Annotated in this window: 11 protein-coding genes and 1 pseudogene; 7 read left to right on the top strand and 5 right to left on the bottom strand. The window is 60.8% G+C overall.

The genetic code is table 11. The annotated features are described in order from the left end of the window. Positions 1-95 precede the first annotated feature (95 nt). The gene (locus AB5I78_RS27240) at positions 96-545 is read left to right on the top strand and encodes a cytochrome c (RefSeq protein ID WP_145157640.1); all 450 of its coding nucleotides are present in this window, start codon (positions 96-98) and stop codon (positions 543-545) included. Between the two features lie 6 nt (positions 546-551). On the opposite strand, the gene AB5I78_RS27235 is transcribed toward AB5I78_RS27240, so the two are convergent. From AB5I78_RS27235 to AB5I78_RS27215, 5 genes and pseudogenes are all read right to left on the bottom strand, one after another. Next, a complete protein-coding gene (locus AB5I78_RS27235; protein WP_369301975.1) occupies positions 552-947 on the bottom strand; it encodes a DUF1090 domain-containing protein in 396 nt (131 codons plus the stop codon). A gap of 68 nt (positions 948-1,015) precedes the next feature. Beyond that, positions 1,016-2,680 (bottom strand): NAD-dependent DNA ligase LigB, encoded by a 1,665-nt coding sequence (gene ligB, locus AB5I78_RS27230; protein ID WP_369301976.1) that lies wholly within the window; start codon positions 2,678-2,680, stop codon positions 1,016-1,018. A gap of 98 nt (positions 2,681-2,778) precedes the next feature. Further along, positions 2,779-3,021 (bottom strand): annotated as a pseudogene (locus AB5I78_RS27225) (hypothetical protein); the annotation flags it as partial. 54 nt (positions 3,022-3,075) lie between these two features. Continuing rightward, positions 3,076-4,266 (bottom strand): methionine adenosyltransferase, encoded by a 1,191-nt coding sequence (gene metK / locus AB5I78_RS27220; protein WP_099234792.1) that lies wholly within the window; start codon positions 4,264-4,266, stop codon positions 3,076-3,078. Between the two features lie 19 nt (positions 4,267-4,285). Further along, positions 4,286-5,281, bottom strand: a complete 996-nt coding sequence (locus AB5I78_RS27215; RefSeq protein WP_369301977.1) for an ArsR/SmtB family transcription factor — start codon at positions 5,279-5,281, stop codon at positions 4,286-4,288. A 257-nt stretch (positions 5,282-5,538) separates the two neighbouring features. Between AB5I78_RS27215 and tkt the strand changes: the two genes are divergently transcribed. From tkt to fba, 6 genes are all read left to right on the top strand, one after another. After that, positions 5,539-7,536: a transketolase gene (gene tkt / locus AB5I78_RS27210; protein ID WP_369301978.1), complete on the top strand. Its 1,998-nt coding sequence runs from the start codon at positions 5,539-5,541 to the stop codon at positions 7,534-7,536. A gap of 137 nt (positions 7,537-7,673) precedes the next feature. Next, positions 7,674-8,729, top strand: a complete 1,056-nt coding sequence (gene epd / locus AB5I78_RS27205; RefSeq protein WP_145157628.1) for an erythrose-4-phosphate dehydrogenase — start codon at positions 7,674-7,676, stop codon at positions 8,727-8,729. Between the two features lie 17 nt (positions 8,730-8,746). After that, positions 8,747-9,910 (top strand): phosphoglycerate kinase, encoded by a 1,164-nt coding sequence (locus tag AB5I78_RS27200; RefSeq protein ID WP_369301979.1) that lies wholly within the window; start codon positions 8,747-8,749, stop codon positions 9,908-9,910. A 29-nt stretch (positions 9,911-9,939) separates the two neighbouring features. Continuing rightward, a complete protein-coding gene (locus tag AB5I78_RS27195; protein WP_145157625.1) occupies positions 9,940-10,167 on the top strand; it encodes a hypothetical protein in 228 nt (75 codons plus the stop codon). A gap of 62 nt (positions 10,168-10,229) precedes the next feature. Continuing rightward, positions 10,230-10,562, top strand: coding sequence for an MliC family protein (locus tag AB5I78_RS27190; RefSeq protein ID WP_119737525.1), 333 nt, complete (start codon positions 10,230-10,232; stop codon positions 10,560-10,562). A 283-nt stretch (positions 10,563-10,845) separates the two neighbouring features. Beyond that, complete coding sequence (fba, locus tag AB5I78_RS27185; RefSeq protein ID WP_003177554.1) at positions 10,846-11,910, top strand: class II fructose-bisphosphate aldolase; 1,065 nt, start codon at positions 10,846-10,848, stop codon at positions 11,908-11,910. Positions 11,911-12,036: the final 126 nt, after the last annotated feature.

The following is a 12,036-nucleotide window of genomic DNA, read 5'->3' as shown; positions in this document are numbered from 1 at the left end:
CAGCACGTTTGGGCAACCCTTATTATTAATAGGGCTATTGGTCTTTACGGGCGGGGCGAGGATACTGGCCGCCGTTCCCGTGACCTGAAGCCATCATGACTTTTAAAACACTGACCGTTGTATTGCTGGCCTGCCTGACGTTATCCGCCTGTGGCGGTGTTGATCCGAATTCACCTCTGGGTCAGCGCAAGGCAATCTTCAAGCAAATGCTCAAGACCGGTGAAGACCTGGGCGGCATGTTGCGTGGGCGCATCCCTTTTGATGGCGCGAAGTTCGCCGAAGGCGCGGTCAAGCTTGATGCGTTGTCTCACGAGCCGTGGAAGCATTTCCCGAGCGTGCGCGAAGAAGATCACACCAGCGCCAAGGACAGCGTGTGGCAACAACAGGCACGGTTCCAGGCGTTGGCCCGAAACCTTGAAACGGCCACCGGTGAGCTGGTGATCGCCAGCCAGGTGCAGCCTTACAAAGCCAGCAACCTGGGGCCTGCGGTGCAGAAAGTCGAAGATGCTTGCACGGCTTGCCATAAGCAGTTTCGGGATCACTGACCGGGTTTACCGGTCGAGTTCTTCAACAGCGTCCTGCAGCTCTTTGCGTGACTGCGCCAACTTGTCTTTACGCTTGTTGATCTTGTCCGCGTCACCCTTTTTCATCGCCTTGTCGAGGTCGGCCTGACGGCGGCTGACTTCGTGCTTGGCGTCGAGCACCTTGTTTTCGCGTTCTTTCCTCAGGGATGCATCGGTGCAGTTGGCGGTGACTTCGCTCAGGGCTTTTTCCAGGCCAGCCTGTTGTTCGCTGTTGCCGTGTGCCTTGGCTTGCTCGATCTGAGTGCTGATGGCTTGGCGCTTGGCGGCGCAGCCGGTGAGTTCCGGCACCTCTTCGGCGGCCAGCAAAGGTGTCGCCATGAAGCTTGCAGCCGTTAACAAGGCAAAAGGGGCAAGAAATTTCATAAAGGCTCCAGGGTGCAATCAAATGGCAGGATGAATTCTGCCGTTGGTTAAAAAGTGGTCGGGCCAGGTTAAAACCCGTCTATCCCCGCCTCGCGGAGTGTCTGAGCCAACGCCTGTACCTGCGGGTCGCGAAAAAAGGCGCTCAATTGCGCTGCGCGGCCCGGGCCGATGCCATCGGTGGCCAGCCAGGCCTGGGTGTCTCTGGCGGCCAGGGTCTGCCAGCCGCCGTCCAGGTCGTTACGTGCCGAGGGCGGTACACCCAAGGCTTTGAGCCATTGTGCAAAGGGACGTTGCCGAGCGTTTTGAATGCTTTCGAGCACCCGCGCGCGGCTGCGTTCGCCTAAGCCGTCAATGTTAGCAAGCTCTGCCGCATCCAGGGTCAACCAATCGAGAATGCCGGCGATTAGACCGGCCTGGATCAATATGTTCCAGGTTTCGCGGCCAATATGCGGCATGGCCAGGCCTTGATTGCCGCTCAGCCAGGTCAGGCGGGCCAGCAATTGCTCCTCGCAACCGGGGTCCAGTTGCCAGCAGCTCAAGGCGTGAAAGTCTCTGGCATCGGGCGCTCGTACTTCCACTCTGTTTTCGTTGCGCAGGATCACGTGCTCCAACCGGGGGATCACATGGCCGGCAAGGCTGATGGACACCTGATCGCCGGGGCGGATATCCAGCACTTGCCAGCGTTTCAGGGAGCCGACGCTCACGCGGTGAATGTGCCGGTCATCCAGTCGCACCGGTTCCAGCTCAAGAATGGGCGTAATGCGCCCGGTGCGGCCGATGTTGAACCGCACATTACGCACCAGCGCGAGCGCCTTGGCGGCCGGGTATTTCCAGGCGACCGCCCAGTAGGGAGCACTGGCTTGCCAGCGTTTGGCGGGCGCATGCACAGCCTGGTGCAATACCACGCCATCGCTGGCAAAAGGCAGCGGGTGGTTGTACCAGTGACTGCGCCAGTGTGAGGCTTCAGCGATGTTTTGAATGCGCTGGCTGTAGCGATGGCTATCGGTGAAGCCCCAGCGTGCCAGGGTGTTCAGGCGCTCGTTGAAGTCGGTCGGGCCGTCGGGCCAGGCCCAGACAAAAAGCCCGATCCCCGCGGCATCGGTGTCGCTCAACTGAAGGCGGTTCATCAGCCCGGCTATCTTGCTGCGAGCATTCAGCCCGCCCTGTGTCGCCTGCACATGAGCGTCGAGGCGCCAATAGAGTTCGCCTTGCAGCACCATGTCGATGGGCTCCGGCAGTTGCTGGACAATGCCGGGGATCCGGCGTGCGGCAGTCGACCAATCCTGGCCGAGGCGTCCGTCACCCCGGCTGATGAGCCGGCTCAACCGGCCCTGACGATAGACCAGCGTCACCGCAACACCATCGACCTTGGGTTGAATCCATACGTCTTGCCGGGTCCTGAGCCAGTCATCGACCGCCCGCTCATCCAGCAACTTTTCAAGGCCGGTATGCGCGACCGGGTGAGGCCGTGTGCCCCGCGAGGCGGCGAGTGGCTTGTCAGCCGTCAGGCTGTTGTTGGGGAAACACGTTCGCCAGTGGTCCAGGCGGTGGCGCGCCTGATCGTAGAGTTCATCGCTGACCGGGGATTGGCCGAGCCGGTGGTAGCTGTCATCCCACAGCGTGATCTGCCTGGCCAGCGCGCCGACCTGTGACCGGGCGTCCTCGGGGCAGTCTTCCGCCCACACCAGAAAGGGCAAGGCACTGAGTAACAGAGCAATCAATAAACGCATCATGAGCATCCTTGCTCGGAAGGGGCGCCCAGCCTAAGTGATCCAGGCGGCCACAAAAAAGCCCCGACAGTGCGGGGCTTTTTACCGGGTGTTTCGAATTGCTTGAACAGGCCGCCCAACGCTTTCACTGCGTCGTTTTTATCCATCCTGGCTTCCTGTGTTTGCTGCCTGGCGTCGACTTTGACTTGGGCGTCGGCCAGTTTGTTACAACTTTTGACCTGCTCTTGTGCGGCGTTAAAAGCCTGCACGCTCAGTAAGTCGTTGTTGGCTTGCGGCTGGCAATCCCCGGATTTGCCGCCGGGTTGAGTGCTCAGGGCGCCAAACGTGTGATGCCTGTCGCGCAGGCAATAAAAAGCCCCGCCGGGCGAACCCGGCGGGGCTTTTGGGGGAGCGCGTGCTTACAGGCCGGCGGCAGTGCGCAGGTCGTTGGCGCGGTCGGTTTTTTCCCAGGTGAACGTGGTGAAGGTGTCGTCGCCGACAGTCTTCTGCGCAGGGGTACGGCCGAAGTGGCCGTAGGCTGCGGTTTCCTGGTACATCGGGTGCAGCAGGTCAAGCATGGTGGTGATCGCGTAAGGGCGCAGGTCGAAGATCTCGCGCACCAGCTTGACGATTTTGTCGTCGCTGATCTTGCCGGTACCAAAGGTGTTCAGCGAGATCGACGTAGGCTGGGCCACACCGATAGCGTAGGAAACCTGAATCTCGCAACGCTCGGCCAAGCCAGCCGCGACGATGTTTTTGGCCACATAACGACCGGCGTAGGCCGCCGAACGGTCAACCTTGGACGGGTCTTTGCCCGAGAACGCGCCACCGCCATGACGGGCCATGCCGCCGTAGCTGTCGACGATGATCTTGCGGCCGGTCAGGCCGCAGTCGCCCACCGGGCCACCGATGATGAACTGGCCAGTCGGGTTGATGTGGAACTGGGTGTCCTTGGTCAGCAATTCGGCCGGCAGCACGTGCTTGACGATCAGCTCCATCACGCCTTCGCGCAGGTCGGCGTAGGACACGTCCGGGTTGTGCTGGGTCGACAGTACAACGGCGTCGATACCCACCACCTTGCCGCCTTCGTAACGGCAGGTCACCTGGGATTTGGCATCCGGGCGCAGCCACGGCAGCAGGCCGTTTTTGCGAGCCTCGGCCTGACGTTGCACAAGCTGGTGCGAGAAGGTGATCGGCGCCGGCATCAGCACCTCGGTTTCGTTGCTGGCGTAGCCGAACATCAGGCCCTGGTCGCCAGCGCCCTGATCTTCAGGCTTGGCGCGGTCCACGCCCTGGTTGATGTCGGGCGACTGCTTGCCGATGATGTTCATCACGCCGCAGGTCGCGCCGTCGAAGCCGACGTCGGAACTGTTGTAGCCAATCTTGGTGATGACGTCACGGACGATCTGTTCCAGATCGACCCACGCGGTGGTGGTGACTTCACCGGCGATGATCGCCACGCCCGTTTTCACCAGAGTCTCGCACGCCACACGGGCGAACTTGTCTTCAGCAATGATGGCGTCCAGCACCGCATCAGAAATCTGGTCGGCGATTTTGTCCGGATGCCCTTCAGACACGGACTCGGAGGTGAAAAGGGAGTATTCGCTCATCTCGATGTTTTCCTGATATTTACCGATGGTGAGTGTCGCCAGCCGGCCGCTGAAAATGGCGGACCTGAATCTGGAAACCATTACGTAAACCTACATAGAGGCTTTCCCCGGGAACGAGTCCCGCAGCGGTGGCCCAACGGGCCAGATCGTCCTGTTCAAAACCCAACCAGAGATCACCGCAGGCCTCCCTGGCCCAATTCTGGTTGTGGCTGCATAAATCTGTGACCAGCAGGCTACCGCCGGGTTGCAGCAAGTTTGCCATCTGCTTGAGGGCGTCGGCGGGGGCGGCGAAATGGTGCAAGACCATGTTCAACACCACGCAATCGGCCCGCAGGGTTGTGTCATTCAACGCGTCCGCCAGCTGCAGGCTGACATTGCCCAGCGCCTCGCGCTCGCACAACTGGCGCGCCAGTTCGAGCATCGCCGGGCTGTTGTCCAGCGCCGTCACCTGCTTAAAGCGGCGCGCCAGCTCCGGCAGGAAACCGCCATCGCCAGGGCCCACTTCCAGCGCCGTGGCCGAATGACTGAAGCCCAGTTTGTCCAACAGCGCCAGTACGCTTTCGCGGTATTGCGGCAAGCCGGCGATCAAGTCCTGTTGGGCGCGAAACTTCTCGGCGACCCGTGAGAAAAAATCCTGGCTGGCAGCAGCGCGTTGCCCATGAACTTGGCTGATGCGTGACTGCACGTCGCCGGGCAAGCCCAAGCTGTCCACCTCTTCCAGCAACGCGGCGTGCAGTTTGCCGCCGAGCAGATCGGTGTGGGGCAGGGCGCGACGGTAAAAAATCGCATTGCCTTCGCGGCGGGTGGCCACTAGGTCAGCCTGGGCCAGGACCTTCAGATGGTGGCTCATGCCGGACTGGCCAATGGCGAAGATCTGCGCCAGTTCCAGTACGCCGAAAGAATCGTTGGCCAGCGCGCGCAATACGTTCAGACGTAACGGATCACCAGCGGCCTTGCATAAGGCTGCCAGGTCGTCGCCGTCGTCAGGACGCAGGGAGGGCACGGGTAGGTTCATAAGGCCAGCAGTCTAGTGACGGGTGGATATCCCCGCAAGGTCAATATCAAAAAGTTTTGATATTGGTCGATAATCGGTAGTTATAAGCACCCGGTATAACCTTTAGACGAAGCAGTCAGGCTTTTCTGCAAGCGATTGGAGGGCAAAGCGCAGGAAAAACACCTCAAGTGACTATCTGTGATTGCCCGCAGGCGGTGGCTGAGGGAAAATGCCGATCCTTTTTTCCGTTTCTTTTAAGCAACCCCAGGAGATCAGCGATGCCCAGCCGTCGTGAGCGTGCCAACGCCATTCGTGCCCTCAGCATGGATGCCGTGCAAAAAGCCAACAGCGGCCATCCCGGTGCCCCGATGGGCATGGCGGATATCGCCGAGGTACTTTGGCGTGACTACCTGAAACACAATCCGAGCAACCCGTCGTTCGCCGACCGTGACCGCTTCGTGCTGTCCAACGGCCACGGCTCGATGCTGATCTATTCGCTGCTGCACCTGACCGGCTACGACGTCACCATCGATGACCTCAAGAGCTTCCGCCAGCTGCACAGCCGCACCCCGGGTCACCCGGAATTCGGCTACACCCCAGGCGTCGAGACCACCACCGGTCCCCTGGGCCAAGGCCTGGCCAATGCTGTTGGCTTCGCACTGGCTGAAAAAGTCCTGGGCGCGCAGTTCAACCGCCCTGGTCACAACATCGTCGACCACCACACCTATGTGTTCCTGGGTGATGGCTGCATGATGGAAGGCATTTCCCATGAAGTGGCGTCCCTGGCCGGTACCCTGGGCCTGGGCAAGCTGATTGCCTTCTACGATGACAACGGCATCTCCATCGACGGCGAAGTCGAAGGCTGGTTCACCGATGACACCCCGAAGCGTTTCGAAGCCTACAACTGGCAAGTGATCCGCAACGTCGACGGCCACGATCCGGAAGAGATCAAGACCGCCATCGACACCGCGTGCAAGAGCGAGCAGCCGACCCTGATCTGCTGCAAGACCACCATCGGTTTCGGCTCGCCGAACAAGCAAGGTAAAGAAGACTGCCACGGCGCCCCACTGGGTGACGCGGAAATCGCCCTGACCCGTGAAGCGCTGAAGTGGAACCACGGCCCGTTCGAAATCCCGGCTGACATCTATGCCGAGTGGAACGCCAAGGAAAAAGGCCTGGCGACCGAAGCCGAGTGGGACCAGCGTTTTGCGGCCTACTCCGCCGAATTCCCAGAGTTGGCCAACGAACTGGTGCGTCGCCTGGCCGGTGACCTGCCTGCCGACTTCTCGGAAAAAGCCTCGGCCTACATCGCCGAAGTGGCGGCCAAGGGCGAGACCATCGCCAGCCGTAAAGCCAGCCAGAACACCCTGAACGCCTTTGGCCCGTTGCTGCCGGAGATTCTCGGCGGTTCGGCTGACCTGGCCGGTTCCAACCTGACCCTGTGGAAAGGTTGCAAAGGTGTCTCGGCCGAAGACGCCAGCGGCAACTACATGTACTACGGCGTGCGCGAGTTCGGCATGAGCGCCATCATGAACGGCGTGTCCCTGCACGGCGGCCTGGTGCCTTACGGCGCAACCTTCCTGATGTTCATGGAATACGCGCGCAACGCCGTACGTATGGCCGCGCTGATGAAGAAGCGCGTGATCCATGTGTACACCCACGACTCCATCGGCCTGGGCGAAGACGGCCCGACGCACCAGCCGGTCGAGCAACTGACCAGCCTGCGTACCACGCCGAACCTGGATTGCTGGCGCCCAGCCGACGCGGTCGAATCCGCCGTGGCCTGGAAGCACGCCATCGAGCGTAAGGACGGCCCTTCGGCGCTGATCTTCTCGCGTCAGAACCTGCAGCACCAAGTGCGTACCGACGCGCAGATCGCTGCGATCAGCCGTGGTGGCTACGTGCTCAAGGACTGCGTTGGCGAGCCGGAACTGATCCTGATCTCCACCGGTTCCGAAGTCGGCCTGACCGTTCAGGCCTACGACAAGCTGACTGCCCAGGGCCGCAACGTGCGCGTTGTGTCCATGCCGTGCACCAGCCTGTTCGAAGCCCAGGACGCCGACTACAAGCAATCGGTTCTGCCGTTGCAGGTCAGCGCGCGTATCGCCATCGAAGCGGCTCACGCCGACTACTGGTACAAGTACGTGGGCCTGGAAGGCCGCGTGATCGGTATGACCACCTACGGTGAGTCGGCGCCGGCGCCAGCGTTGTTCGAAGAGTTCGGTTTCACCCTGGAAAACATCCTGGGTCAGGCTGAAGAACTGCTGGAAGACTAAGTCAGTCTGCGTTGTCTGTACTGGCGCTATCGCGGGCAAGCCCGCTCCCACATTCGATCTCGGTCTAAGGTGGGAGCGGGCTTGCCCGCGATAGCGTCAGAACATTCAACACCGAACTAACATTGATCGAGAACCCCATGCCCCAACCGCGTCCCTACAAAGTTGCACTCAACGGCTACGGCCGCATTGGTCGTTGCGTCTTGCGTGCTCTGTTTGAGCGAGGGGCGGCGGCAGGGTTTGAAATTGTTGCGATCAACGACTTGGCCGACATGGCCAGCATCGAATACCTGACACGCTTTGACTCCACCCACGGCCGGTTTCCCGGCGAAGTGCGCGTAGACGGCGACTGTCTGCATATCAATGGCGACTGCGTGAAAGTCCTGCGCAGTGCCACTCCCGAGGGCATCGACTGGGCGGCGCTGGGCGTCGACCTGGTGTTGGAATGCTCCGGCGCTTACCACACCCGTGCCGATGGCCAGCGCTTTCTCGACGCCGGCGCACCGCGTGTGCTGTTTTCCCAGCCGATGGCCAGCGAGGCGGATGTCGACGCCACCATCGTCTATGGCATCAACCAGGATTGCCTGACCGGCAACGAGCTGCTGGTGTCCAACGCCTCCTGCACCACCAACTGCAGCGTGCCGCTGTTGCGCCTGCTGGATCAGGCGATTGGCCTGGATTACGTGTCGATCACCACGATTCACTCGGCGATGAACGACCAGCCGGTCATCGACGCCTATCACCACGAAGACCTGCGCCGCACGCGTTCGGCCTTCCAGTCAGTGATTCCGGTGTCTACCGGCCTGGCGCGAGGTATCGAAAGATTGTTACCGGAACTTGCCGGGCGAATTCAAGCCAAAGCCGTACGGGTGCCGACGGTGAACGTGTCTTGCCTGGACATCACCATGCAGACTGTCAGCGACACTGACGCGACGGAGGTCAACCGGATTCTGCGCGACGCCGCCACCAGCGGCCCGCTCAAGGGTTTGCTGGCCTACACCGAGTTGCCGCATGCCAGTTGCGATTTCAACCATGACCCGCATTCGGCGATTGTCGATGCCAGCCAGACCCGCGTTTCCGGCCCCAGGCTGGTGAACATCCTGGCCTGGTTCGACAACGAATGGGGGTTTGCCAACCGAATGCTGGATGTTGCCGAACATTATCTGCACATCGCCTCCACACAACCTCAACAGTAATTCAGGAACTGCGACCCATGACCGTGTTGAAGATGACCGACCTCGATCTGCAAGGTAAGCGCGTACTGATTCGCGAAGACCTCAACGTCCCAGTCAAGGACGGTGTTGTCACCAGCGATGCGCGAATCCTGGCCTCGCTGCCGACCATCAAGCTGGCCCTGGAAAAAGGCGCGGCCGTGATGGTCTGCTCCCACCTGGGTCGTCCGACCGAAGGTGAGTTCTCCGCCGAAAACAGCCTCAAGCCGGTAGCCGACTACCTGAGCAAGACCCTGGGCCGCGACGTGCCGCTGGTGGCTGACTACCTGGGCGGCGTTGACGTCAAGCCAGGCGACATCGTGCTGTTCGAAAACGTGCGCTTCAACAAAGGCGAGAAAAAGAACAGCGACGAACTGGCCCAGCAATACGCGGCCCTGTGCGACGTGTTCGTGATGGACGCCTTCGGCACCGCGCACCGCGCCGAAGGTTCGACCCACGGCGTGGCCAAGTTCGCCAAAGTCGCCGCCGCCGGCCCGCTGCTGGCCGCAGAACTGGATGCACTGGGCAAGGCCCTGGGCGCTCCGGCGCAGCCAATGGCGGCCATCGTGGCCGGTTCCAAAGTGTCCACCAAGCTCGACGTGCTCAACAGCCTGAGCCAGATCTGCAACCAATTGATCGTCGGCGGCGGCATTGCCAACACCTTCCTGGCCGCAGCCGGCCACCCGGTGGGCAAGTCCCTGTACGAGCCGGACCTGCTCGACACCGCGCGCGCCATCGCGGCCAAAGTCAGCGTGCCGCTGCCGGTGGACGTGGTGGTTGCCAAGGAATTCGCTGAGAGCGCCGAAGCCACCGTCAAGCTCATCGCCGACGTGGCGGCCGACGACATGATCCTGGACATCGGCCCGCAAACCGCAGCCAACTTCGCTGAACTGCTGAAGTCGTCCAAAACCATTTTGTGGAACGGTCCGGTTGGTGTGTTCGAGTTCGACCAGTTCGGCAACGGCACCAAAGTACTGGCCCACGCCATTGCTGAAAGCTCGGCTTTCTCCATTGCCGGGGGTGGCGACACCTTGGCGGCCATCGATAAATATGGCGTTGCTGACCAGATCTCCTACATTTCTACCGGTGGCGGCGCGTTCCTCGAATTCGTCGAAGGCAAAGTGCTGCCGGCCGTTGAAGTGCTGGAAACCCGAGCCAAAGGCTAAGGCTCGTGATCCGGAAAAGGAGTATTCCCATGATCAAGTCGTTGGCACTGGTGATCGCAGCGGGCCTGTTGGCCGGCTGCGGCAGCACGCCAAGCGCGAAGCCTGCGTCTGCAGAGCCTGCGCCTACGCAGAAAAAGAGCTGCTACCAGGCTGACTGGCAAGCCGAAACCATGCCGGTGATCAACAAGCGCATCGGCAACGAGCGGCTGGAGCAATACGACGCCGCGCCCAACGGTCAGGAACAGGGTTGCCCTTGACGGGTCTGATCAACTAACCGACAGCTTTGGCGGCCTTTTGGGTCGCCGTTCGAGGATTGGCAATGAAAGGCGTTTTCGCCCTGGCAGCCCTGGCCTTGTTGGCCGGCTGCAGCAGCATGAACATGTTCAACAAGGCAGAGCCGGCCGACAAGTGGACCACCTGGACGTGCGACAGCAAGGCCGAGGTCAACTGGCGCTTTGCCAACCAGGCGCGTTCCGAGGTGGATGTACGCCTCGGCGGTTCGGACCAGGTTTATCGTCTTAAACAGGACGTTGCTGCCTCGGGCGTGCTGTACAGCAACGACCAGTTGGCGTTTCACCAAAAAGGTGAGGAAGGCCTGATTTACTGGGTCGCCACCGATGATTTGATTGGGCGAGGCTGCAAGGCCCAGTAACACAGAACGCGATCTCTCATGTGATGAGATCCAAATGTGGGAGCGGGCTTGCTCGCGAAAGCGGTGGGTCAGGTAAGCATCAGGTAGCTGATACACCGCCTTCGCGAGCAAGCCCGCTCCCACAGTAGATCCGGTTCCAAAGTGACATGGATTTTGAATCGGACACTGCAATAACGATTCAGCAGGCCAAGCCTTAACCCCTTGATCTGCAATAACTTGAATAGCAGCCGCCGCTACGGCAGGCTTGCACGATTAACGACCCACGATCGGGAGAGACAACACAATGGCACTTATCAGCATGCGTCAAATGCTGGACCACGCAGCCGAGTTCGGCTACGGCGTCCCAGCCTTTAACGTCAACAACCTTGAGCAGATGCGCGCCATCATGGAAGCCGCTGACAAGACCGACTCCCCAGTGATCGTTCAGGCTTCGGCCGGTGCCCGCAAATACGCCGGTGCCCCCTTCCTGCGTCACCTGATCCTGGCCGCCATCGAAGAATTCCCGCACATCCCGGTGTGCATGCACCAGGACCACGGCACCAGCCCTGACGTGTGCCAGCGCTCCATCCAACTGGGCTTCAGCTCGGTGATGATGGACGGCTCCCTCGGCGAAGATGGCAAGACCCCAACCGACTACGAGTACAACGTACGCGTGACCCAACAAACCGTGGCCATGGCTCACGCCTGCGGCGTTTCGGTTGAAGGCGAGTTGGGCTGCCTGGGTTCGTTGGAAACCGGCATGGCCGGCGAAGAAGACGGCATCGGCGCCGAAGGCGTGCTGGATCACAGCCAGATGCTGACCGATCCGGAAGAAGCCGCTGACTTCGTGAAAAAGACCCAAGTTGACGCCCTGGCCATCGCCATCGGCACCAGCCACGGCGCTTACAAGTTCACCAAGCCACCTACCGGCGACGTGCTGGCCATCGACCGCATCAAGGAAATCCACAAACGCATCCCGAACACCCACCTGGTGATGCACGGTTCTTCCTCGGTGCCGCAAGAGTGGCTGGCGATCATCAACCAGTACGGTGGCGACATCAAAGAAACCTACGGCGTGCCGGTTGAAGAAATCGTCGAAGGCATCAAGTACGGCGTGCGCAAGGTCAACATCGACACCGACCTGCGCCTGGCGTCCACCGGCGCAATGCGTCGCCTGATGGCCACCAACCCGAGCGAATTTGACCCACGTAAATTCTTCGGCGCCACCGTGACCGCGATGCGTGACGTGTGTATCGCTCGTTACGAAGCGTTCGGTACGGCCGGTAATGCTTCGAAGATCAAGCCGATCTCTCTGGAAGCGATGTACCAGCGTTACCTGAAAGGTGAGTTGAACGCCAAGGTGAACTGAGCCCCACGCGTTTAAACAAAAGCCCGCAGCGATGCGGGCTTTTTTGTGGCCGGGATTTGACCCTTGTGCGTTGCGCCGAGCTGATTCGCCGCCAGAGCTGCTTGCTCGCGATGGGGCGTGTCAGTG

The organism is Pseudomonas sp. N2-3-1-14 (assembly GCF_041228395.1).
In the GTDB taxonomy this organism is placed as follows: domain Bacteria; phylum Pseudomonadota; class Gammaproteobacteria; order Pseudomonadales; family Pseudomonadaceae; genus Aquipseudomonas.
Note: the sequence above shows the minus strand (reverse complement) of the source record. Positions and strands in the feature narration are given on the sequence as shown.